Raw genomic sequence first — 22,400 nt, 5'->3', positions numbered from 1 at the left:
CACAGGGGCTGCGCAGTCGGCGCATAAGCGCTGTAATTGCGGACGTGGTCAGTGAGGGCGCTGAGGGACGCGGAACGCGAACGCTGCGTGCCGAACTTGCCCTCAAGACGCTCACGGTCGATCTCGACCCCCGCGAACGGCTGCGCCGCGTCCTCGAACAGGCCCTCGTCTTCGCCGGTGCGAGCTTCGCCGGGGTGTACACACCCGGTGACGACGCCGACCTCCTCTGCCTGGTCGAGTCGGTCGGGGTGCCGCGCACGCTGTACGGGCTGCGGGACGGCTATCCGGCGGCCGGGGGATCACCGGTCGCCGAGGTGCGGCGGGCCGGGCACGCGGTGTGGCTCGGCCCCGAGGAACTGGCCGCCGGCTGCGACGCGCGCCGGCTGCCGGCGGGGGAGTTCCATCTGGCGGCACTGCCCGTGCGCGGCGACCGGGGCGGCGGCTGTCTGCTCGCGGTCGGCGAACGCCCGGACGGCTTCGGCACCGAGGACCGCGAGTGCCTCGCGCTGATCGCCGAGGCCGTCGCGATCCCGGTACCGGCCGAGTCGGTGGCGGGCGAGGACGTGGCCGCGGGCGCGTTCGACCTGGCCATGGACACCGGGCGGGTCGAGGTCGGCGGCGACGTCCTGGAACTGTTCGGACTCGGCCCCGGCGACTTCGACGGCAAGGTCGAGACCCTGCTCGGGATGACCGTGCCGGAGGACCTGCCCTCGCTGATGTCCGTCGTCGAGGCCGACCACATGGCCATCGGCGACCGGGAGTTGGAGTTCCGGGTGCTCCAGCCCTCGGGAACACCGAAGTGGCTGCGGCTGCGCGGCCGGCTCCTGCCCGGCGGCGACGGTCGCCCGGCCCGCCTCGTCGGCACCGTCGGCGCCGCCTCCCAGCTGCGCTCCGGCGTCAACGACGTGGCCCGCGTCCAGCGCCTCGCCGCCGCCCTCGCCATGGCTGGCACGGTCCGCGACGTCAGCCAGGCCGTGGTCGCCGCCCTGCGCAAACCGCTGCGCGCCGACCGCATCGCGCTCGCCGAACTGGAGGGCGACCGACTCGTCGTCACCGTCCTCGACCCGCCCGAACCGGAGGCCTGGCCCGAGCTGTGGCGCCTGGAGTGGCGCAGCGAATGGCCCGACGCACCCGTCCGCACGATGCCCACCCTCGCCGCCGCCCTGCGCGAGGGCCGCGCCGCGATCTGGCCCGCGGGCACCGACCTGGAACCCGCCCTCGCCGAGGTCGGACCGGGCGGCCTCGCCGTACTCCCGCTGTCCGCCGGCGGCCGGGTCTCCGGGGCCTGCCTCATCGGCTGGGACGCCCCGCACGTCTTCGGCCCCGACGAACGCGCCCTGCTCACCGCCTCCGCGGGCCTCGCAGGCCAGGCCCTGATGCGCGCCCACGCCTTCGACGCCGAGCACGAACTCGTCGGCATGCTCCAGCGCCAGCTGCTGCCGCGCCGCCTGCCCACCCTGCCCGGCGCGGTCGCCGTCGCCCGCTATCTGCCGACCACGGCCGGACTCGAGGTCGGCGGCGACTGGTACGACGTGATCCCGCTGCCCGACAACCACGTCGCCCTCGTCATCGGCGACGTCCAGGGCCACAACGCCGGCGCCGCCACCCTCATGGGCCAGATGCGCACCGCGCTGCGCGCCTACGCCGTCGAGGGACACCCGCCCGACGTCGTCGTCTCGCACGCCAACCGCCTCCTCATCGACCTGGAGACCGACCTCTTCGCCACCTGCTGCTACGTCGACGTCGACCTGGAGGAAGGTTCCGCCTGGTACGTGCGGGCCGGCCATCTCCCGCCCGTCCTGCGGCACCCGGACGGCAGCACCGAGATCCCCTACGCGGACGGCGGACCACCGCTCGGCGTGGTCACCCAGGCCGACTTCCCCATGAGTCCGCTGCGGCTCCAGCCCGGCACGGTCGTCGCCCTCACCACCGACGGCCTCGTGGAGTCCAAGGAGGCCGACATCGACGAGGGTCTCGACCGGCTCGCGCACGGCCTCGCCGTCTCCGACCCCGCGCACCTCGGCCTCGTCGCCGACGCGCTGCTCGGCAACGCCCGCCGCGAGGACGACGTAGCCCTCCTCCTCATGCGCTACGACGGCCTCGCCACCCGCCCGCGCCGCGAGAACTGGACGGTGTGGCGCGTCCCCGAGGCGGCCCGGCACGCCCGCCGCTTCACCAAGCGGACCCTGCGCACCTGGGGTGTCACCGAGGAGACCGACACCATCCTGCTCGTCGTCTCCGAACTGGTCACCAACGCCCTGGTGCACACCGACGGGCCGGTCCGCCTCGACCTCACCCTCGTCAACCGGCGGTTCCGCGTCGCCGTCGCCGACTCCTCGCCGCGCACCCCGGTCAAACCGACCAGCATCGGCTGGGAGGCCACCGGAGGGCGGGGCATCCTCCTCGTCGAGGCCATGTCGGCGGCCTGGGGCACGGTGCCGGTGAGCGGCGGCAAACAGGTGTGGGCCGAGGTCGCCCTCGACCGGTAGACCGCCGCACGGGTGCCTGTCCGGACGTGGAGCGGCAGGTCGGGACGGTCGAGCGCCCCTGCCGTGATGGGGTGCCTGCTTGTGGCACACACCTTCGAAGAACTGGTCGAGAAGCACCGCGCGGCCCAGGCGGCACGCGCCCGCGTGCAGGAGATGCGGGACTCCCTGGGAGCCCCCGCCCACGAGTCCTGGACCGAGGCCGAGACCGACATCTACGAGACCGCCTGGCGGGCCTGGCGCGACCTCGCCCGTGACATGCAGGCCGCCGCCGACGAGTACGCGAGGGACGAGGGCCTCGACAGGACCGAGGTCGAGGCGGACGTGGCACGGGCCGCGGGCGATTTGCCCGGTCCGTCGGCGGGCTAGACACCTCATAGCCCCCTCATTGTTGGCCGGTCGTAATAAACGAACATAGGGAGGAACGATGCACGTCCGAAGATGACGCTAAGGTGAAGCGATGAAGGCTCTCGTTCTCTCCGGCGGCACTGGATCCCGCCTGAGGCCGATCACACACACATCGGCAAAACAGCTCGTCCCGGTGGCCAACAAGGCCGTCCTTTTCTACGGGATCGAATCACTCGCCGACGCGGGAATCACCGAGGTCGGCATCATCGTCGGTGACACCGCGGCGGAGATCGAGGAGGCGGTGGGTGACGGGTCGAAGTTCGGCCTGAAGATCACCTACATCCCGCAGGACCGTCCCCTCGGACTGGCTCACGCCGTACTGATCGCGCGCGACTACCTCGGCGACGACGACTTCGTGATGTACCTCGGTGACAACTTCATCGTCGGCGGCATCACCGGTCTCGTCGAGGGCTTCCAGGCCAACAAGCCCGACGCGCAGATCCTCCTCACCCACGTGCCCGACCCCCGCTCCTTCGGCGTCGCCGAACTCAGCGAATCCGGCCAGGTCATCGGCCTGGAGGAGAAGCCGGAGCACCCCAAGAGCGACCTCGCTCTGGTTGGTGTCTACCTGTTCACGCCCGCCATCCACGACGCCGTGCGCGCCATCAAGCCGTCCTGGCGCGGCGAGTTGGAGATCACCCACGCTATCCAGCAGCTGATCGACGACGGCGCCGACGTGCGCTCCTCGGTCATCCACGGCTACTGGAAGGACACGGGCAACGTCGTCGACATGCTTGAGGTCAACCGGACCGTCCTGGAGAGCATGGACCGCCGCATCGACGGCGAGGTGGACGACGTGTCCGAGACCATCGGCCGCGTGGTGATCGAAGAGGGCGCGCGCATCGAGCGCTCGCGCATCGTCGGACCCGTCATCATCGGGGCCGGAACCGTGGTGAGCGACTCCTACGTCGGCCCCTTCACCTCGGTCGCGGAGAACTGCAGGATCACTGACAGTGAGCTGGAGTTCTCCATAGTGCTGCAGGACTCGTCCATCGCCGGGGTGGGCCGGATCGAGTCCTCGCTCATCGGCAAGCACGTCGAAGTGACCCCCGCTCCGGGGGTACCCAGCGCCCACCGCCTCGTTCTCGGAGACCACAGCAAGGTGCAGATCCGTTCATGAATCTCCTCGTCACCGGCGCCGCCGGCTTCATCGGTTCCACGTACGTCCGCACACTCCTCGCCTCGGACGCGGCCGACGCGCCCCGCATCACGGTGCTGGACAAGCTCACGTACGCGGGCACCCTCGACAACCTCGAAATAGGCCACCCGCGCCTCGAGTTCGTCCAGGGCGACATCTGCGACGCCGAACTGGTCGACAAGCTGATGGCCGAGGCGGACCAGGTCGTCCACTTCGCGGCCGAGTCCCACGTGGACCGCTCGATCAACGGCGCCGCCGACTTCGTCCGCACCAACGTGGTGGGCACCCAGGTCCTGCTGGACGCGGCCCTGCGCTACCGCACCCCGTTCGTGCACATCTCCACCGACGAGGTCTACGGCTCCATCGAGACCGGCTCCTGGCCCGAGACCCACCCGCTGGCGCCCAACTCGCCGTACTCCGCGTCGAAGGCGTCCTCGGACCTGCTCGCCCTGGCCTACCACCGCACCCACGGCCTGGACGTGCGCGTCACCCGCTGCTCGAACAACTACGGGCCGCACCAGTTCCCCGAGAAGGTCATCCCGCTGTTCGTCAGCAACCTCCTCGACGGCAAGAAGGTCCCCCTCTACGGCGAGGGCCTGAACGTCCGCGACTGGCTGCACGTCGAGGACCACTGCCAGGGCATCGAGCTGGTGCGCACCAAGGGCCGGGCCGGCGAGGTCTACAACATCGGCGGCGGCACCGAGCTCAGCAACAAGGAGCTCACCGGCCTCCTCCTCGAAGCCTGCGGAGCGGACTGGGACCGGGTCGAGCGCGTCGAGGACCGCAAGGGCCACGACCTGCGCTACTCCGTCGACTGGTCCAAGATCCACGACGAGCTCGGCTACCAGCCGCAGCACGACTTCGCGAGCGGCCTGGCCGACACCGTCGCCTGGTACCGCGACAACCGTGCCTGGTGGGAGCCCCTCAAGGCCCGGGTGGAGCGCGGCTGATGAAGTGGCTGGTCACCGGTGCCGGCGGGATGCTCGGCCACGATGTGCTGGAGGAACTCGCCCGCCGCGGTGAGCAGTTCGTCGGTCTCGACCGCGCCGCCCTGGACATCACCGACCCCGCGTCGGTGGACCGGGCGTTCGCGGAGCACCACCCCGACGTGGTGGTGAACTGCGCGGCGTACACCGCCGTCGACGACGCCGAGACCGACGAGGAGCGGGCCCTTCGCATCAACGGCGAGGGGCCCCGGCTCCTCGCCCGGGCCTGCGCCGCCTCGGGCGCGCGCATGGTGCACGTCTCCACCGACTACGTCTTCGACGGCGAGGCCCGCAGCACGCCGTACCCGGAGAATCACTCCACCGACCCGCGCACCGCCTACGGCCGTACCAAACTCGCGGGCGAGCAGGCCGTGTTGGCGGAACTGCCCGGTGCGAGCGCCGTCGTGCGCACGGCTTGGCTGTATGGAGCCTGTGGGGGTAACTTCGTCCGCACAATGATCGAGCTGGAGGCGCGGCGCGACACTCTCGACGTCGTCGACGACCAGCACGGTCAACCGACCTGGACCGCCGACGTCGCCGTGCGGATCGCCGATCTCGGCGCCCGTATCGGCCAAGTCGAAGGCGCGCACGGGGTGTTCCACGCGACCAGCTCCGGCGAGACCAGCTGGCACGGTCTCGCACAGGAGGTGTTCCGGCTCATCGACGCAGACCCGGAGCGTGTCCGCCCCACCACGAGCGCGGCCTTCGTCCGTCCCGCGCCCCGCCCCGCCTACAGCGCCCTCGGGCACGAGCGGTGGCGGGAGGTCGGTCTGGAACCGCCTCGGGACTGGCGGTCCGCCCTGCACGAAGCACTTCCTCACATCCGCAAGGAGATTTCTTCGTGAAACGTCATGAGTTCCTGCGGGGGCTCCACAAGTCAACCGCGAACCGCAACTACCTGGAGATCGGCGTCAACGACGGCCGCAGCCTGACGCTCTCCCGGGTGCCCAGCGTCGCGATCGATCCCGCGTTCAAGGTGGTCACGGAGATCCGCTGTGACGTCCACCTGGCCAAGGCCACCAGTGACGACTTCTTCGCCCGGGACAACCCGCTGGTGCACCTGCGCGGCGGCCGGCACCCGCTGCGTCAACTGGCCCGCAACCGCAGCCCGTTGGGCTGGTGGAAGACCACCACGCTGGACCTGTCGTTCATCGACGGCATGCACCTCTTCGAGTACGCGCTGCGCGACTTCATCAACGTGGAGAAGCACTCGGACTGGGCCAGCGTCATCGTCTTCGACGACATGCTGCCCCGCAGCATCGACGAGGCGGCCCGGGACCGGCACACCGACGCCTGGACCGGTGACGTCTACAAGCTCGTCGAGATTCTCAACCGCTACCGTCCCGACCTCCTGACGGTCCTGGTCGACACCCAGCCCACCGGTCAGCTCGTGGTCTTCGGCGCCGACCCCAGCAGCACCGTCCTCAAGGACAAGTACGACGAGATCGTCGCCGAGTTCGAGGTCCCGGACCCGCAGAAGGTGCCCGAGGCGATCCTGGAGCGCACCACCGCGGTGAAGCCCGAGACGCTGCTCGGCGCCGGTTTCTGGGGCCCCCTCGCCAAAGCGCGGGACCGCGGGACCAAGCGGTCCCGCGGCTGGGAGCCCCTGCGCCGCTCGGTGGAGCAGCTCAGCGTCAGTCGCTGAGCTGCCCACTCCGCAGTCGCTCGTAGTAGGCGGAGCAGTCCGCGTAGGACGGAAGAAGTCCTGACTGCTCCGCCTCTGCCAATGTCGGAGCCTCCGCGTCCTTGTCGGAGAGCACCGGCTCGAAGCCCTCGGGCCAGGCGATGCCCAGCGCCGGGTCGAGCGGGTTGATCCCGTGCTCACGGCCGGGGGAGTACCCCGTCGAGCACAGGTACACGACCGTCGCGTCGTCGGTCAGCGCCATGAACGCGTGACCGAGCCCCTCCGCGAGGAACACGGCGTGCTTGGTCTCGTCGTCCAGCCGGACGGCCTCCCACTGACCGAACGTGGGAGAGCCGACGCGGATGTCCACGATCACGTCGAGGACGGCGCCCCGCACGCACTTGACGTACTTGGCCTGGCTCGGCGGCACGTCGGAGAAGTGCACTCCGCGCACCACACCCCGCCGCGAGACCGAGCAGTTGGCCTGGGACAGAGCCAGGTCGTACCCGGTGGCCTCGCGGAACTCCTCGCCCCGGTACCACTCGTGGAAACTGCCCCGGTCGTCAGGGAAGACCTTGGGTTCCAGGACCCAGGCGCCTTCAATCCCCAGTGATCGCACGTTCTTCCGTCCTTCGACTTGCTCGGGCACTTCTGCTTGCTCGGGTACCGCAACTCGCTCTCGGGTACCGCTACTTGCTCAGCACGCGCTTCAGCTTGCGCGCCACCCGGTAGGCCAGCCCCGGCTTGGGCTTGGCGGCCACCGGCTTCGGCGCCGGCTTGGGCTGGGCGGACTTGGCGGCGGACTTCGGCGCCGCCTCCACCCGGATACCGCCGGCGTCACCGGTCAACCGCACCGGCAGCGCCAGGAAACGCTGCCCGGTCGCGGCCGGGGTCAGGCACACCGACGCGTTCCACGCCGCGTCCTTCAGCTCCGCGGCCGGCACCTCGGCGGCCAGCCGTGCGCCGGAGGACTCGGGGGAGACCACACCGGGTACGTCCAGCGTCGTACCGGACGACTTGTGGGTCAGCCGCAGCAGTACGTCGGTGGTGGCGGGGACGTAGAAGGGGAGCAGGACGCCGACGCGGGCGCCGGTGACGGTGAAGTCGCCGGGCTTGAGGTCGGCGAGGCCGAGGCGCGTGCTCGCCTTGTCGACGTCCAGGGAGAAGTTGCCGTGCGGCTCCGTGTAGTACGGGAGCATGACCTGGCCGGCGACGACACCGGCGTGCCCGGCGTTCTCGCCGTGCTGCGGGACCGGGCCGAGGCGGCACTCCTTGTTCCAGGAGCCGATGACGACGCGGACGTAGGTGTCCCAGAGGCCGCTGCCCAGCGGGGCGCCGACGGCCGCGGTGGCCGGGTCGATGGTGGCTGTGGCGTGCAGCACCAGGCGGACGCCGGCGCCGTCGGCGACCGTCTCGTGCGAGATCTGCACGGGCTGGAAGTGCGAGGCGGCGCTGGTGCGTTCACGGACGACGAGGTCGGCCGTCGCCTTCTTGAAGTTGGCGGTGGCGTCGGCCGTCAGCATGGCCGTCGCCTCGGCGAGGGTCTTCGGCTCCGGGTGCTTGGGAGCGGGGGCACCCTTGGCCTCGAAGACCGCCGGCTTGCCGTCGATGACGAACTCGGCCTGGTAGTGGACGAGCAGCTTGCCGTCGCGCCACTCGATCTCGCCCGGGACGGCCTTCGGCTTGAGGGAGGCCTCCCACTTGGCCAGCTCGACGAGGTCGTCGTAGCGGTCGGCGGCGGCGAGGGCCGCGACGACCCGCAGCCGCGGGCCGAGACCGGCCGCGACACCGGGGCCGAAGCGCTCGGTCATGACACCGCGGATCTCCTTGAGGAGTTCACGGCGGTAGTCGTCGGGGACCTTGAGCAGCCGGCCGCCGCCGAGGCGCTCCATCATCTCCACGCGCAGCCAGCGGCGGAAGATCTTGTCGCGGGCCGCACCCGGCTCGGTGTACTTCTCGACGACGTCGAGGGCCTCGCGCAGGTTCTTGAAGTAGCCGACGGGGTCGAAGCGTTGGAAGCCGGCGTTCGCGGCGTCCTCGCGCTTGATGTGGTAGTAGCAGACGTAGTCGCTGAGCACGGCGACGTTGTCCGCGGCGAGGTAGGCCTCCGTCACGAAGACATGGTCCTCCAGGCGGCGACGCCCCTCGGGGAACCGCAGGTTGATGCGGTCGAGGAACGCGCGGCGGAGCATCTTGTGCGGGGTGAGGCTGTCCATCAGCGGCGCGGTCGCGACCGACGCGTGCGGATAGTTCTTGCGGAACAGCTCCACGGGTACGGCGCGGCCCTTGCCGGCCATCTTGCCGACGATGACATCGGCGCCGTTGGCCACGCCGTACTCGTACATCCGCTCCAGGGCCTCGTCGCCGAGGTAGTCGTCGTTGTCGACGAACATCACGAACTCGCCCTTGGAGGCGGCGATCCCGACGTTGCGGGGCTTGCCCGACCAGCCCGACGCCTCCTGGTGGATCACGTGCATGTGGGGGTGCTCGGCGGCGATCTCGTCGAGCCGCGCGGGCGTGCCGTCCGTCGAGCCGTCGTCGACGAAGATCGCCTCGTACTCGTCGTTAGGCAGCGACTGCCTGAGGAGAGAGGAGATGCAATCCTCGATATAAGGCCCTGGATTGTAGACAGGGACGACGACACTGACTTTGACCGACATCCGGCTTCTAGCCCCCTTGTTTGCGCTGCCCGTCCCCCGTAGTTGGAACGGCGCGGTGGGCTGATGCTAACCCGGTCTGTCTCGATGCCGCCCATTGGGCCGGTGTTGGGCAACGGTTAACCCGACGTGGACGGACGTCACCTCATGTCGTGGGTCTTGGTCAGAAGTTCCAGGATTTCGGCGGAGGTTCCCGTTTCGCCCAGTCGCGGGAAGATCCGCTCGATGCTGTGGGTGTGCGAGACGGCGTCCAGGTCGCTCATCGCGTCCGTGGCCAGGGTCACGTGGTAGCCGTGCTCGTGGGCGGCACGGGCGGTGGACTCGACGCCGATGCTGGTGGCGATGCCGGTCAGCACGATCTGCGTGACACCGCGGCGGCGCAACTGTACGTCGAGGTCGGTGCCGTGGAAGGCGCCCCAGTTCCGCTTGGTCACGTGGATGTCTCCGGGGTGCCCGGCCAGCTCGTCGACGATGACGTCCCAGCCCTCGGGGCGGGCCCCGCCACCGGGACGCTGCTGCTCGTTGCGGCCGGGGACCGCGTCCGCGCCGTCGGCGGCGAAGGTGACCCGGACCAGGACCACGGGAAGGTCGGCGGCCCGGAAGGCGTCGGCGAGTTCGACGGTACGGGCGACGACCTCGGGCCCGCTGTACGGCTGGGTCGGGGCGCCGACGATGCCGCCCTGGAGGTCGATCACGACGAGGGCGGTGCGCGGGTCGAGGGTGGTGAGTGCCATGGGAGAAGGCCTTTCAGGAGGTACGGGGGCTCAGGCGGTCTTGGGGATGAGGGTGCGCAGGGAACGGTCGGGCAGGGTGATCGCCAGGAGCAGCGCCGACCCGATCGCCATGAACAGGGCCAGGTCGTGCAGTCCCGGGGTGTCGGCGCGGTGCGGGAAGAAGGCCGCGGTGGCCGCGGAGGCGGCCAGTGCGCCGAGGTACATGAAGGTGCGCAGCAGTCCGGCGGCGGACGCGATGCGCGCGGGCTCGGCCTGCCGATACAGGGCGTTCTGCCCGGCCAGACCCAACAGTCCCTGCGGTACGCCCAGCACGGCGCCGACGGCGAGCAGTAGCCAGACCGGGCTGTCGGAGCCGACCAGCAACAGCGCGACGCAGCCGACGATCTGGATCGCGCTGCCGACGAGCAGCTTGGCGCGGATCGCCTCACGGCGCCCGGTGAGGGTGGAGACACCGAGAGCGGTGATCGACAGGGGCAGCAGGATGAGCCCGGCGGCGGAGGCGTGCAGGCCGCGCCCCTCCTCCAGCCACTGCGTGTAGCCGTAGAGGAAGGCGTACGAGGTGGTGTAGCCGAGGAACTGGCGGATGTACGTCGTCACCAGGGGGAGGTTGCCGCCGAGGACGCGCAGGTCCACGAAGGGTTCCGGGACGCGGAGTTCGCGTTTCGCGAAGGCGACGGCCGCGGCGGCGCTGAGGACCGGGAGGTACCACTCGGAGAGCTTGGGGGCGGTCAGGAACATCATCAGCGAGACCAGCATGACGGCGAACAGGAGCATGCCGGGCGGGTCGACATCGCGCCGGGTGCCGGCGGTGTCCTTGTCCTTGCTCGTCCTCGGCAGTCGCAGTGCGCCGAGGACGAGACAGGCCACGGACAGCGGCACGTTGACGGTGAAGATGGCGCGCCAGCCGCCGACGCCGATGAGGAAGCCGCCGAGTGTGGGTCCGATCACCGACACCGTCTGGGCGGAGACGGCGAGCGCGGTGAGGACACCGGCCGGGCTGTCCTTGCCGGTGCGTTCCGCCTCGCTGCGGGTCAGCTGCATCGCGGCCGGATACGCGGCCGAGGTGCCGAAGCCGAGCAGGACCCGGGCGGCGATCAGCACGCCGAGCGACGGCGCGAGGGCGCCCATGACTCCGGCGATGCCGACCAGGGCCGTACCGATGAGGTAAAGACGACGCGGCCCGTACATGTCGACGAGCCGCCCGATGACCGGTTGCCCCACGGCCGTGGCGAGATACAGCGCGGAGACCAGCCAGACCGTCTGCGAGGGCGGCGCCCCGAAGGCGATGCCGATGGGCACGAGGGCCACGGCGATCATCGAGGAGTTGATCGGGTTGAGCACGGAGCCGAGGACCATGGGCGCGATCAGGCGCCGGTCGAAGCCGGTGGGGGCGGGGTGCGTGGCCCGTAGTGCCTGGGTGGGCTTCGATATCACTGCTCGGACAGCCGTTCCAGCAACGTCAGGGCGTCGAGGATCGTCCGCCGTTCCGTCTCGGTGTACCGGTCCTCGAAGGCCCGCGCGAGCCACTCCTCGCGGACCTGCCGGTTGTCCTCGATCCGCGCGCGGCCGGCCTCGGTGAGGGTGACGAGTTGTCTACGGCCGTCCTCGGGGTCGGGGCTGCGCCGGATCAGCCCGTGCTGGTCGAGGGCGGCGAGGGTGGCGGCCATCGACTGCGGTCGGACCCCCTCGGCCGACGCGAGGGCACTGGCCGTGGCCGCGCCGTGCTTGCCGACGAGCGTGAGCGCCGACTCCTGCGACGGGGTGAGGTCCTCGTCCGCCGCGACCTCACGCAGTCTGCGCCGCAGTCGACTGAACACCACCCGCAGGTCGCGCGCGGAGCGGGCCGCGGAGTCGGAGATGCCCGCGGGGGTGCCGGTGAGGTGGTGATCCATGCCCCCACCGTAAGACTCGCAGGTTCACCTGTCCAGTTGAAACTGCACAGGTTCACCTGAAGATCTGCGGCCCCTAGGCTGGGGCCGTGCGTCTGCTCCTGATGTCCGACACCCACCTCCCCAAGCGCGCCAAGGAACTCCCCGCGCGACTCCTCGCCGAACTCCCGCGCGCCGACGTCGTGTTCCACGCCGGCGACTGGGTCGACACGGCCACCCTCGACCTGCTGGAGAGCCGCAGCCGACGGCTCGTGGGCGTCCACGGCAACAACGACGGCCCCGAACTGCGCGCCCGGCTCCCCGAGTTGGCGTACACCGAACTGGGCGGCCTGCGCTTCGGCACCATCCACGAGACGGGCCCCGCCCAGGGCCGCGAGGCACGCTGCGCGGCCCGTTTCCCCGACCTGGACGTGCTGGTCTTCGGGCACAGCCACATTCCCTGGGACACGACGGCTGCGGGCGGCCTGCGCCTGCTGAACCCGGGCTCTCCGACGGATCGGCGGCGCCAGCCGTACTGCACGTACATGACGGCGACGGTGGAGGACGGCACGCTGACGGACGTCGTATTGCATCGGTTGCCGACCAGAAGCTGACCGGGATCACCTGCGGCCGGTGGGGTACGCGGGACAGTCTGGCCGATATGCGGTGGGGCTGCGCGGTCGTTGGGGGCCTGCGAACTGGCAGGGCTGGTACGGCTGTTGGATGCGTGTGAACTGGCAGGATTGCCGCGGTAGTTGAGGACGTGAGCGCCCGTATTCGACGGCCGGCGCGAGGTCGACACCGGTAGGCAGCTCACCGCCAGGGCTCCCGGACCGGCGTAACTGCCCATCTCCCGGGCCCCGTTGCCGGGCGCGATGCGCGCCCCCTTCCGCCGGGGCGCGTGGGGGCCTGGGCAACGACCGGCGTCGATACGGCTGCCCCGACCCGCCAACCGAGTCGGCCAGGTCACCCCACCGGCCCCCGATGAATCGCCCCCGCCGCTCCCGTCAGCGGCACCCCCGTCCCACCCCACCGCAGCGCGACGATCTCCGCGGCCACGGACACGGCGACCTCCTCCGGCGTACGCGCGCCGAGGTCCAGGCCGACCGGTGAGCGCAGGCGGGCCAACTCGCCCTCCTCCAGGCCCGATTGGAGAAGCTGCCGCATACGGTCGTTGTGTGTACGGCGGCTGCCCATCGCCCCGATGTACGCGGCCGGCCGGCGCAACGCCTCCTCCAGCAGCGGTACGTCGAACTTCGGGTCGTGGGTGAGGACGCAGATCACCGTCCGTTCGTCGGTGTCCGTGCCGTGCAGATAGCGGTGCGGCCAGTCCACGACCACCTCCACGCCCGCCGGGAACCGCTTCGGCGTGGCGAACACCGGGCGGGCGTCGCACACGGTGACCCGGTAGCCGAGGAAGTCACCGATGCGGGCGACCGCCGCCGCGTAGTCGATCGCACCGAAAATCAGCATCCGGGGCGGCGGTGCGAAGGAGTGCAGGAACACGCTGACGGAGTCCTCACGCCGCTCACCGCGCGGGCCGTAGTGCCGCAACCCGGTTGCGCCGAGGGCGAGTTCACCACGGGCATCGGCTGCGACGGCCACGTCCAGGCCGGGTGGGCCGAGGGTGCCGAGAGTGCCGGGGATGTCGAAGACGTCGGGGGCGACCGAAGCGTCAGGGGTGCTTGCGGTGCCGAGAACGCCGGGGGTGCCGGGAGGGCTGGGCATGCCGGGGGAGCCAGCGGTGCCGGGGGCGATGGGCGCGCCAGGAGTGCCGAGGGTGACAGGGGCACCGGGAGTGCCTGGGGTACCGAGAGTGCCAGGGGTACTGGGAGCGCCAGAAGCGTCAGAGGCGTCGGGCGCGCGAGCAGGATCGAGGGTGCTGGGAGTACCGGGGGCGTCAGAGGTGTCGAGACCGGGGTCACCAGGCGAACCGGGAGCGTCGAGGGCGTCAGAGGTGCCGATGACGCCGGTGGCGCCAAAAGCGCCAGAGGTCTCAGCGCCGCCGAGGGTGCCGGGAGCACCGACGGCGTCAGAGGTACTGGAGCCGCCGACAGCATCAGCCCCGCCCCTCACCCCCTCGGCCCAGACAGCGAGCGCAGCGCCCCGCACCCCCGGACCATCGATCACCGTCGCCACCGTCACAGGCTCACCCGCGGCGACCGACCGAGCCACCGCCCCGAACGCGGGGTCGACCTCGGGTGTGACAAGCCGGATCAGCACGGTGATCTCGCCCCCGCAGGTCAGCCCCACCGCGAACGCGTCCTCGTCGCTGTACCCGAAGGTCTCCAGCCGGGCCTCGCCGCTCGCCAGGACCTCCCGCGCCAGTTCGAAGACCGCCCCCTCCACGCAGCCACCCGACACACTCCCCACTACCTCGTCACCCGGCCCCACCGCCATCGCCGCACCGGGATCACGCGGCGCGCTGCGGCTGACCGCGACCACCGTCGCCAGGCCGAAGGGGGCGCCTGCGGCGTACCAGCCGCTCAGTACCGGGAGAAGGTCACGCATGCTCGGCTCCTGTCACCACCGCTACCGCCGCCGGACGGCGCAAGCGTCGCATCCGGGCCCTGGCCTGCACCGGAGCGCCACGCGCCCACCCGGCCGCACCTCCCGCCCGGCGTTAATCCGTTGCCGCAACACCCCCACCCCTGCTGAACTACCGAAGACGAGTCAGCGACGACCGAGGAGTACTGAGATGCGCGCACCGTTCATGTCCACCCAGGAAGGAAGGCCCCCCTCTTCAAAGGACATGACACCAGGTGCACTTGCTCAACCTCGGGATTCTCGCGCACGTAGACGCAGGTAAGACCAGCCTGACCGAGCGCCTCCTGCACTCGGCCGGTGTGATCGACGAGATCGGCAGCGTCGACGACGGGAACACCCGCACCGACACCCTCGCGCTGGAGCGCCGGCGCGGCATCACCATCAAGTCGGCCGTCGTCTCGTTCCCGGTCGACGACGTGACCGTCAACCTGATCGACACCCCCGGCCACCCGGACTTCATCGCCGAGGTGGAACGGGTCCTCGGCGTGCTCGACGGCGCGGTTCTCGTCGTCTCGGCCGTCGAAGGCGTCCAGCCGCAGACCCGCATCCTGATGCGCACACTCCAACGGCTGCGCATCCCCACCCTCCTCTTCGTCAACAAGATCGACCGACGAGGGGCACGCTACGACGACCTCCTCTCGGAGATCTCCGAACGGCTCAGGGCGGCCGTCGTGCCCATGGGCTCGGTCGAGGGACTCGGGACCCGCGAGGCCGGTTTCCTGCCGGCGATCGGCCCGAGCGCCCCCGCCGTCCTCGCCGAGCACGACGACGAACTCCTCACCGCGTACGTCGAGAACACCGTGTCCTACCACCTCCTGCGCACCGCCCTGGCCACCCAGACCCGCCAAGTCCTCGTGCACCCCGTCTACTTCGGCTCCGCCATCACCGGCGCCGGCGTCGACGCGCTGATCACCGGTATCAAGGAACTCCTGCCCCCAGCCGAGGGCGATCCCCAAGGCCCGCTCTCCGCAACGGTGTTCAAGGTCGAGCGCGGCCCGGCGGGCGAGAAGGTCGCCTACGCGCGGATGTTCTCCGGCACCCTCCGCACCCGCGACCGGATCACCTTCGGCGGCACGAGCGGCACGAGCGGCACGAGCGGCACGAGCGGCACGAGCGGCACGAGCGGCACGAGCGGCACGAGCGGCACGGGCGGCATGAGCGGCACGAGCGCCGGCGGTGACAACGGCGAGACCCGCAAGACTCGCGACGAGGGCAAGGTCACCGCGATCAGCGTCTTCGACCACGGTACGGACATCGACTGCGACTCCGTCCAGGCGGGCCGGATCGGCACGCTGCGAGGTCTCGCCGAGATCAGGATCGGGGACTCGATCGGCGTGCCGAGGAAGGCGGTTGAGCACTTCTTCGCGCCGCCGACCCTCGAAACCGTCGTCGTCCCGGGCCCGGACGCCGACCGCCGCGCCCTGCACCTCGCACTCACCCAACTCGCCGAACAGGACCCGCTGATCGGCCTGCGCCACGACGAGGTGCGCCGGGAGACCGCCGTCTCCCTCTACGGCGAGGTCCAGAAGGAGGTCATCCAGGCCACGCTCGCCGACGAGTTCGGGGTGCACGTCACCTTTCGCGAGACAACCGCGCTCTGTATCGAGCGGCCGGTCGGCACGGGCGCGGCGGTCGAGTTCAACAAGAAGGACGCGAACCCCTTCCTCGCCACGGTCGGCCTGCGCGTCGAACCCGCCCCGGTCGGCTCCGGTGTGCGGTTCGGCCTGGAGGTCGAGCTGGGCGCGATGCCGTACGCCTTCTTCAAGGCCGTCGAGGACACGGCGCGCGAGACGCTCGGGCAGGGTCTGCACGGCTGGCGGGTCACCGACTGCGCGGTCACCATGACGCACTCCGGTTACTCGGCCCGGCAGAGCCACGCCCACCAGGGCTTCGACAAGAGCATGTCGAGCACCGGCGCCGACTTCCGCGGACTGACCCCGCTCGTCCTCGTCGAGGCGCTGCGGCGGGCGGGCAGCCAGGTGTACGAGCCGATGCACCGGTTCCGCGTCGAGGCCCCGGCCGACACCCTCGCCGCCCTGCTGCCGGTGCTGGCCGCGCTGCGCGCCGTACCGCAGACCACCGAGACGCGGGGGTCGCTCTGTGTGCTGGAGGGGGAGGTGCCGGCGGCTCAAGTGCACGGGCTGGAGCGGCAGTTGCCGGGGCTGACGCGCGGGGAGGGGGAGTGGGAGAGCGCCTTCGACCACTACGCGCCCGTCGCGCACGGGATCGTTCCGGAACGGGCACGCACCGACCACAACCCGCTGAACAGGAAGGAGTATCTGTTGAACGTGACACGTCGGGTGGCCTGAAATGTGTCAACAGGCCTTGTGGCGCGCAGACTTACTCGTGAGTCAGAAGTGTTGACAGTGTCCGGAAATCACCGGACTGTAGTGGACATGACGAATATCCGGGCGCGTTTGATCGTTGTCCTGGTTGTCCTCTGCGGATTCCTGTCGGTGCTGGGCGCTGGGCCAGCAACCGCCGCCACCCCAACCGACTCCCTCTGGTTCGACGGCTCGGCCCTGACCGTCCAGAACGGCAGCTTCGTGGACAGTTACGGCCGCCAGGTCGTGCTGCGCGGCTACAACGTCTCCGGTGAGACCAAACTGGCGGAGAACGACGGTCTCCCCTTCGCCTCGGTCGCCGACGCGAAGAAGTCCGCGACCGCGCTGCGCGCCCTCGGCGGCGGCAACTCGGTCCGCTTCCTGCTCTCCTGGGCCTACGCCGAACCCGTCCGGGGCCAGGTCGACACCACGTACCTGGCCGCCGCCACCGCGCAGATGCAGGCGTTCCTTGACGCCGGCATCCGCGTCTACCCCGACTTCCATCAGGACCTCTACTCCAAGTACCTGTTCAACAGCGGAAGTTGGTACACCGGCGACGGCGCCCCCAAGTGGGCCGTGGCGCTGGGGAGTTACCCGCAGGAGTCCTGCGGCATCTGCCTCTTCTGGGGTCAGAACATCACCCAGAACGCGGCCGTGACCGAGGCGCAGTACGACTTCTGGCACAACAACTACGGCCTCCAGGACTCCTTCCTCGCCACCGCCCAGTCGACCATGACGTACATCCAACAGCACCTCACCACCGAGGAGTTCGCGGGCGTCGTCGGCTTCGACCCCTACAACGAGCCCTTCGCCGGCACCTACGACTCCGGTCAGACCAGCCGCACGTGGGAACAGAACCTGCTCTGGCCGTTCTATGTGAAGTTCCGGGCCCGGATGGACGCGGCCGGCTGGACCGCCAAGCCCGCCCTCGTCGAGCCGAACCTCTTCTGGAACTCCAACATCTCCAGCCAGGTGCAGGTGGGCGGACTCCTCGACGCGGGCACCCTCGGGTCGCGGTACGTCTTCAACACCCACTTCTACGACCAGAAGGCGATCTCCGGCATCCTGATGTGGGGCAACGCGGCCGACGGCCAGTACTCGACCGACTTCGGCACGGTCCGTGACCGGGCCACCGCGGCCGGCACCGCGGCGATCGTCAGCGAGTTCGGGCATCCGCTGTCCGGGACGGTCTCCGGCAAGGCGCCGACCGTACTCAAGGCGATGTACCAGGCCCTCGACTCCCGTCTGCCCGGGGCCAGTTGGTGGTCCAACCCGGCGGGCTCCGGTCCCGTCCTGTCCGGCACGCAGTGGCAGTGGGACATCTACAACGGCCGCCACACCGAGTTGATGAACGACAACCCCGACAAGGTGCTCACCTCCGGCGACGCCTGGAACGACGAGGACCTCTCGGCCGTCAACATGACCGACTCCGGCACGGTGACACTCCGTCAGGACGCCCGTCTGCTCGACCGGATCTACCCGAGCGCGACCGCCGGCACCACGGTCGCCTTCACCTACGAGGACCGCTCCCGCGACGGCTCCACGACCCTGACCTGGAACCCGGTCCCCAGCACCCTCCCCAACGTGTCCTCGCTGGTCGGCTCCGGCCAGTACGGCCTGCTGATGTGGCGCTCCAACAGCTCCACCGCGCCGACCGAACTCCACCTCCCGGCGTCCTTCCCGGCCGCGTCCACCACCGTGGTCTCCGACCTGGGAGCGATCTCCGGCGTCCCGGCGTACACGTCGTCCACCCCGATCGGCTACGCCAACGAACCGGGCGGCACCGGCAGCCACCGCCTCCTGCTCTCGGCCACCGGCTCGGGAACCCTGCACTACGCCCTGATCACCAACGGCGCGTCGAGCCCCTCCTCGACGCTGCTGAGCGCGGCCAAGTCCGAACTGGCCACCTGGGCGGCAGCGCACAGCTGAGCACCACAGGGGCGCCGGTCTTCTGGAGACCGGCGCCCCTTCGTGTTTATGTGAAGACATCCGAACAAATGCAAATTCGGAGTGAACTTGATGAGAAGTGAGGAAGGAGTGCTCTTTTCCGCAAGACCACGGACACGACAAGATGGCCGGTGGTCAACGAGACAGGGGTGTGACAGTGACGGGCAGGCTCAAGGCGCCGACGGGTCGCTACGGAGGCAAGTCCGCCGAGCAGCGGCAGGCCGAGCGGCGCGGACGCTTCCTGGACGCCGCGCTCCAGCTGTTCGGCGACACCCCCGGCTACCGCGCCACGACCGTCGCCGCCCTCAGCGAGGCCGCGGGACTGTCCACCCGGCAGTTCTACGAGGAGTTCCGCAGCCTGGAGGACGTCCTGGCCGCCCTCCACCTCCAGGTCAACGACTGGGCCGAGGAAGCCGTCCTGATCGCGCTGAAATCCGCGGAGGGCCTGCCGCTCGCCGAGCGGTCCACCGCGATCTTCCATGCCTACGCCGCGAACGTCACCGTGGATCCGCGCCGTATCCGCATCACCTTCGTCGAGATCATCGGCGTCAGCGCCCGGCTGGAGGAACAGCGGCTGGCCCGCCGAGCCCGCTGGATCAACCTCATCTGCGCCGAGGCGCGGGCCGCCGCCCAGCGCGGGGAGGCGGCGCGGCGCGACTACCGGATCGCCGCCGCGGCCTTCATCGGCAGCGTCAACGGCCTGCTCCACGACTGGAGCGCGGGCTGGGTGGACGCCACGCTCGACGAGGTCGTCGAGGAACTGGTCCGACAGCTCCTCGGGATCATGCAGCCGCCCGGCTGGAAGCGCTAAGAAGAGTCGCCGGTGGCGTGCTCGTCCAGGCGGCGGGCGAGCGCGCGTACGAGATCGCGCAGGGCGGCGGGGCGTTCGATGACGAACGGGCAGTCGAGGGCGGCGAGGACGGGCGGGATCCACTCCAGCCGCTCGGCCCGGATCCGGACATGGACCCATGCGTCGCCGTCGCCGGCCTCTGAATCGTCGGTCGGGACCGTGGACAGAGTCGCGATCTCGGCCGGGAGCCGGGTGCGGATGTGCCGCACGCTGCCCCGGATCCGCAGCGACACATCGTGGGTCCACGGCGTGCGCGCGAGGCTGTCCAGCACCGTGGCCGCCGGGTCGAAGTCGTCCGGGACGGCGAACGAGCCGGGTCGCACGTTCATCGAGGTGATCCGGTCCAGGCGGAACGTGCGGACCTCGCCGTCGGCGGGGTCGGCGCCGGTCAGGTACCACCGTCCCGCGTGCGCCACGAGGCCGTAGGGCAGAACCGTACGGTCGCTGCCGCGGCCCTTGCGGTCGGTGTAGCCGATCGCCACCGGCCGCCGATGGAGCGCGGCCTCGGCGAGTTCGAGCAGCACCCCCGTCTCCGGGGCGGTGGCGGTGCGGGGTCGCGCGGTGAAGTCGGCCGTGTCCAGCAGGGCGTCGAGCCGTCGGCGCAGAGCGGCGGGCAGGACCCGCAGCAGTTTCGCCGTGGCACTCTCGCTCGCCGCCGCGGACGCGCTGACGAGCCCCGCCGCACGGCTGGCCAGCAGCCCGAGCACCACGGCCAGCGCCTCCTCGTCCGTGAGCATCAGCGGCGGCATCCGATAGCCGGGGGCGAGCCGGTAGCCGCCGTAGCGGCCGCGTACCGAGTCGACCGGCACGCCCAGTTCCAGCAGGTGGCCGACGTAGCGGCGGACCGTGCGCTCGTCGACGCCGAGGCGGGCGGCCAGGTCGGGGACGGTGCGGAGGCCGCCGCCCTGGAGGATCTCCAGCAGGGCGAGGACACGGGCGGTCGATGTGGTCACTCCGGAAGTCTGCCTCGAATACCGGGCGGAAGCTGTCCGGTATCGGCCCTAGCGTGAGGGACGCCGGTTCATCCGGAACCGCCTCCGACCTCCGTCAGGGAGACCCTCATGAACTTCGTCTCGATCCGTGTCATCACCGACGACGTCGCCCGTCTCGTCGGGTTCTACGAACAGGTCACCGGCGTCACGGCCACCTGGTCGACCCCCGACTTCGCCGAACTCGCCACGCCCGCCTGCACGTTGGCGATCGCGAGCACTCGTACGGTGGCCCTGTTCGGCACCGACTCCGCTCGCCCCGCCGCCAACCACTCGGTGATCACCGAGTTCCGCGTCGCCGATGTCGATGCCGAGTACGAGCGGCTGGCGCCCCTCGACTGCGAGATCGTCCAGAAGCCGACGACGATGCCCTGGGGCAACCGCTCCCTCCTCTTCCGGGACCCCGACGGCAACCTGATCAACTTCTTCACGCCGGTCACCCCCGAGGCCGTGGCGCGGCAGGAGCGCTAGGCCAGGGTGTCCAGAGCGGCCAGCACGGGTGCGAAGCCGTCCTCGGCGCGCACCCGGGTGCCGAGAGCTCGCGCGCGCTCGGCGTAGGCAGGTTCACCCGTGGCCCGGACGAGCGCGGCGGACAGGGAGTCGGCGGTCAGGCCGCGCAGCGGTACGGCAGCGGGAGCCACGCCCAGGGAGACCAGCCGTGCGGCCCAGAAGCCCTCGTCGAACTGGATCGGCACCGGTACGGCCGGCACCCCGGCGCGCAGCCCGGCCGCGGTCGTGCCCGCGCCGCAGTGATGGACCACGGCCGCCATCCGCGGGAACAGCGCCGAGTGCGGGACCTCGCCGACGGTCAGGACGTCGTCGCCGGCCGCTTCGAGGCCGCCCCAGCCGCGCTGGATCACCCCGCGCAACCCCGCCCGGCGCAGTGCGCGCACGATCTCGGCGCTCAGCCGCTCCGGATCGGGCACGGTGGCGCTGCCCAGTCCCACGAAGACCGGGGCCGGACCGGAGTCGAGGAAGTCCCGTAGTTCCGGCGGGAGTTGGGTGTCGGCGTCGTACGGCCACCAGTAGCCCGCGACCGTCAGTCCGGGGCGCCAGTCGGCCGGGCGGGGCACGATCAGGGGGCTGAAGCCGTGGTGGACGGGCCAGTTCCGGCGTTCCCGGGACCGGAGCGCGGCGCCGGGGCGGGTGCGGGGCAGGCCGAGCAGGGAGCGGACTTCCGGGACGGCGGTGGTGAAGACGTGCTCCACCGCCCGGCTCACCCCGCGTCCGGCGACCCGGTTGCCGACCGCGCCCCAGGAGCCGCCGCCGAGCACCGGCGGTGCGAACTCCCTTGTCGGCGCGAGGGGTTGGAGGTAAACGCCCATGCTCGGCAGCGACAGCCCCTCGGCGATCGCGTGCCCCAGTGGTCCCAAGGAGCTGGACAGCAACAGCACTTCACTCGTCCGGGCGGCCGTCAGCAGGTCGTCGGTCATCCGCCCGACCAGCGCCCGCGCCATCGTGACCACCCGCAGCAACTTGCCCCCGCCCGAGGCGCTGCGGTGCAGCCCGCGCCCCCGCGAGGACTCCAACTCGGCCCGGGGGTCCACCGGAAGAGGATGGAAGTCGACGCCCGAGCCCGCCACCAGGGGTGCGAAACCCGCGTGGGTGACGAGGGTGACCTCGTGGCCCGCGCGGGCCAGGGCATGCCCGAGGCCGGTGTAGGGGGCGACGTCGCCCCGGGATCCCGCTGTCATGATCGCTACGCGCACGCCGGCCAGTATCGCGTCCGGCGGCCGACGGGTGGGGGATTCCCGCCGGGAGATTCCAACTGCCCCTCGTGTCACAGCCGTTGACTTCGTCCCCGGGTGGCTCTACTTTCAGCGCGCCGCTTCGTTCGGCGAC

At 70.7% G+C, this 22,400-nt stretch carries 18 protein-coding genes and 2 pseudogenes; 11 read left to right on the top strand and 9 right to left on the bottom strand.

Features of this window, described 5'->3' with window-relative positions:
* The first annotated feature begins 44 nt into the window (after nucleotides 1-44).
* The 6 genes from OG194_RS03445 to OG194_RS03420 all read left to right on the top strand — a co-directional run bounded on the left by OG194_RS03445 (nucleotide 45) and on the right by OG194_RS03420 (nucleotide 6,663).
* Nucleotides 45-2,489 carry a SpoIIE family protein phosphatase gene (locus OG194_RS03445; protein ID WP_327399324.1) on the top strand — a complete coding sequence of 815 codons (2,445 nt, stop codon included), beginning with the start codon at nucleotides 45-47 and terminating at the stop codon, nucleotides 2,487-2,489.
* A gap of 81 nt (nucleotides 2,490-2,570) precedes the next feature.
* A complete protein-coding gene (locus tag OG194_RS03440) occupies nucleotides 2,571-2,855 on the top strand; it encodes a hypothetical protein (protein ID WP_327399322.1) in 285 nt (94 codons plus the stop codon).
* A gap of 91 nt (nucleotides 2,856-2,946) precedes the next feature.
* The gene (locus OG194_RS03435; protein ID WP_327399321.1) at nucleotides 2,947-4,014 is read left to right on the top strand and encodes a glucose-1-phosphate thymidylyltransferase; all 1,068 of its coding nucleotides are present in this window, start codon (nucleotides 2,947-2,949) and stop codon (nucleotides 4,012-4,014) included.
* Nucleotides 4,011-4,982 (top strand): dTDP-glucose 4,6-dehydratase, encoded by a 972-nt coding sequence (rfbB, locus tag OG194_RS03430; RefSeq protein WP_019057837.1) that lies wholly within the window; start codon nucleotides 4,011-4,013, stop codon nucleotides 4,980-4,982. Before OG194_RS03435 ends, rfbB begins: the two co-directional genes overlap by 4 nt.
* Nucleotides 4,982-5,863 carry a dTDP-4-dehydrorhamnose reductase gene (gene rfbD, locus OG194_RS03425; RefSeq protein ID WP_327399320.1) on the top strand — a complete coding sequence of 294 codons (882 nt, stop codon included), beginning with the start codon at nucleotides 4,982-4,984 and terminating at the stop codon, nucleotides 5,861-5,863. Before rfbB ends, rfbD begins: the two co-directional genes overlap by 1 nt.
* Nucleotides 5,860-6,663, top strand: coding sequence for a class I SAM-dependent methyltransferase (locus OG194_RS03420; protein WP_327399319.1), 804 nt, complete (start codon nucleotides 5,860-5,862; stop codon nucleotides 6,661-6,663). Before rfbD ends, OG194_RS03420 begins: the two co-directional genes overlap by 4 nt.
* Here OG194_RS03420 and rfbC read toward each other — a convergent pair.
* The 5 genes from rfbC to OG194_RS03395 all read right to left on the bottom strand — a co-directional run bounded on the left by rfbC (nucleotide 6,653) and on the right by OG194_RS03395 (nucleotide 11,925).
* Nucleotides 6,653-7,261 carry a dTDP-4-dehydrorhamnose 3,5-epimerase gene (gene rfbC / locus OG194_RS03415; protein ID WP_318020658.1) on the bottom strand — a complete coding sequence of 203 codons (609 nt, stop codon included), beginning with the start codon at nucleotides 7,259-7,261 and terminating at the stop codon, nucleotides 6,653-6,655. The two genes, OG194_RS03420 and rfbC, sit on opposite strands and share 11 nt — an antisense overlap.
* 70 nt (nucleotides 7,262-7,331) lie before the next feature.
* Nucleotides 7,332-9,302, bottom strand: a complete 1,971-nt coding sequence (locus OG194_RS03410; protein WP_327399318.1) for a glycosyltransferase family 2 protein — start codon at nucleotides 9,300-9,302, stop codon at nucleotides 7,332-7,334.
* A gap of 137 nt (nucleotides 9,303-9,439) precedes the next feature.
* The gene (locus tag OG194_RS03405) at nucleotides 9,440-10,033 is read right to left on the bottom strand and encodes a hydrolase (protein ID WP_327399317.1); all 594 of its coding nucleotides are present in this window, start codon (nucleotides 10,031-10,033) and stop codon (nucleotides 9,440-9,442) included.
* 30 nt (nucleotides 10,034-10,063) lie between these two features.
* Nucleotides 10,064-11,467, bottom strand: a complete 1,404-nt coding sequence (locus OG194_RS03400; RefSeq protein WP_327399316.1) for an MFS transporter — start codon at nucleotides 11,465-11,467, stop codon at nucleotides 10,064-10,066.
* Nucleotides 11,464-11,925 (bottom strand): MarR family winged helix-turn-helix transcriptional regulator, encoded by a 462-nt coding sequence (locus OG194_RS03395; protein WP_327399315.1) that lies wholly within the window; start codon nucleotides 11,923-11,925, stop codon nucleotides 11,464-11,466. Before OG194_RS03395 ends, OG194_RS03400 begins: the two co-directional genes overlap by 4 nt.
* Nucleotides 11,926-12,011: 86 nt before the next feature.
* Between OG194_RS03395 and OG194_RS03390 the strand changes: the two genes are divergently transcribed.
* On the top strand, nucleotides 12,012-12,515 hold the full coding sequence (locus tag OG194_RS03390) for a metallophosphoesterase family protein (protein WP_327399314.1): 504 nt from the start codon (nucleotides 12,012-12,014) through the stop codon (nucleotides 12,513-12,515).
* A 352-nt stretch (nucleotides 12,516-12,867) separates the two neighbouring features.
* On the opposite strand, the pseudogene OG194_RS03385 reads toward OG194_RS03390, so the two are convergent.
* Together OG194_RS03385 and OG194_RS47575 are read right to left on the bottom strand one after the other, a co-directional pair.
* Nucleotides 12,868-13,536: pseudogene (locus OG194_RS03385) on the bottom strand (XdhC family protein); the annotation flags it as partial.
* 654 nt (nucleotides 13,537-14,190) lie between these two features.
* Nucleotides 14,191-14,412, bottom strand: a pseudogene (locus tag OG194_RS47575) (XdhC family protein); the annotation flags it as partial.
* 251 nt (nucleotides 14,413-14,663) lie between these two features.
* On the opposite strand from OG194_RS47575, the gene OG194_RS03375 reads away from it, so the two are divergent.
* From OG194_RS03375 to OG194_RS03365, 3 genes are all read left to right on the top strand, one after another.
* Complete coding sequence (locus OG194_RS03375; protein WP_327399313.1) at nucleotides 14,664-16,757, top strand: translation factor GTPase family protein; 2,094 nt, start codon at nucleotides 14,664-14,666, stop codon at nucleotides 16,755-16,757.
* A gap of 87 nt (nucleotides 16,758-16,844) precedes the next feature.
* Nucleotides 16,845-18,701, top strand: a complete 1,857-nt coding sequence (locus OG194_RS03370) for a cellulase family glycosylhydrolase (RefSeq protein ID WP_327399312.1) — start codon at nucleotides 16,845-16,847, stop codon at nucleotides 18,699-18,701.
* Between the two features lie 175 nt (nucleotides 18,702-18,876).
* Nucleotides 18,877-19,530, top strand: a complete 654-nt coding sequence (locus tag OG194_RS03365; RefSeq protein WP_327399311.1) for a TetR/AcrR family transcriptional regulator — start codon at nucleotides 18,877-18,879, stop codon at nucleotides 19,528-19,530.
* Here the strand turns inward: OG194_RS03365 and OG194_RS03360 are convergent.
* Nucleotides 19,527-20,522 carry a helix-turn-helix transcriptional regulator gene (locus OG194_RS03360; RefSeq protein WP_327399310.1) on the bottom strand — a complete coding sequence of 332 codons (996 nt, stop codon included), beginning with the start codon at nucleotides 20,520-20,522 and terminating at the stop codon, nucleotides 19,527-19,529. The two genes, OG194_RS03365 and OG194_RS03360, sit on opposite strands and share 4 nt — an antisense overlap.
* Before the next feature lie 108 nt (nucleotides 20,523-20,630).
* Between OG194_RS03360 and OG194_RS03355 the strand changes: the two genes are divergently transcribed.
* Nucleotides 20,631-21,029 (top strand): VOC family protein, encoded by a 399-nt coding sequence (locus OG194_RS03355; RefSeq protein ID WP_327399309.1) that lies wholly within the window; start codon nucleotides 20,631-20,633, stop codon nucleotides 21,027-21,029.
* On the opposite strand, the gene OG194_RS03350 is transcribed toward OG194_RS03355, so the two are convergent.
* Nucleotides 21,026-22,252, bottom strand: coding sequence for a glycosyltransferase (locus tag OG194_RS03350; protein ID WP_327399308.1), 1,227 nt, complete (start codon nucleotides 22,250-22,252; stop codon nucleotides 21,026-21,028). The genes OG194_RS03355 and OG194_RS03350 overlap by 4 nt on opposite strands.
* Nucleotides 22,253-22,400 lie beyond the last annotated feature (148 nt).

It is taken from the genome of Streptomyces sp. NBC_01288, from assembly GCF_035982055.1.
GTDB lineage: Bacteria > Actinomycetota > Actinomycetes > Streptomycetales > Streptomycetaceae > Streptomyces.
The sequence above is the reverse complement of the archived record's forward strand: the minus strand, read 5'-3'. Positions and strand labels throughout refer to the sequence as shown.

What these genes read in the sequence shown, in the direction of transcription:
- OG194_RS03410 (WP_327399318.1), bottom strand. Translation starts at nt 9,302, where the DNA reads ATGTCGGTCAAAGTCAGTGTCGTCGTCCCTGTCTACAATCCAGGGCCT.
- rfbB (WP_019057837.1), top strand. Translation starts at nt 4,011, where the DNA reads ATGAATCTCCTCGTCACCGGCGCCGCCGGCTTCATCGGTTCCACGTAC.
- OG194_RS03435 (WP_327399321.1), top strand. Translation starts at nt 2,947, where the DNA reads ATGAAGGCTCTCGTTCTCTCCGGCGGCACTGGATCCCGCCTGAGGCCG.
- OG194_RS03355 (WP_327399309.1), top strand. Translation starts at nt 20,631, where the DNA reads ATGAACTTCGTCTCGATCCGTGTCATCACCGACGACGTCGCCCGTCTC.
- OG194_RS03370 (WP_327399312.1), top strand. Translation starts at nt 16,845, where the DNA reads ATGACGAATATCCGGGCGCGTTTGATCGTTGTCCTGGTTGTCCTCTGC.
- rfbD (WP_327399320.1), top strand. Translation starts at nt 4,982, where the DNA reads ATGAAGTGGCTGGTCACCGGTGCCGGCGGGATGCTCGGCCACGATGTG.
- OG194_RS03350 (WP_327399308.1), bottom strand. Translation starts at nt 22,252, where the DNA reads ATGACAGCGGGATCCCGGGGCGACGTCGCCCCCTACACCGGCCTCGGG.
- OG194_RS03405 (WP_327399317.1), bottom strand. Translation starts at nt 10,033, where the DNA reads ATGGCACTCACCACCCTCGACCCGCGCACCGCCCTCGTCGTGATCGAC.
- OG194_RS03395 (WP_327399315.1), bottom strand. Translation starts at nt 11,925, where the DNA reads ATGGATCACCACCTCACCGGCACCCCCGCGGGCATCTCCGACTCCGCG.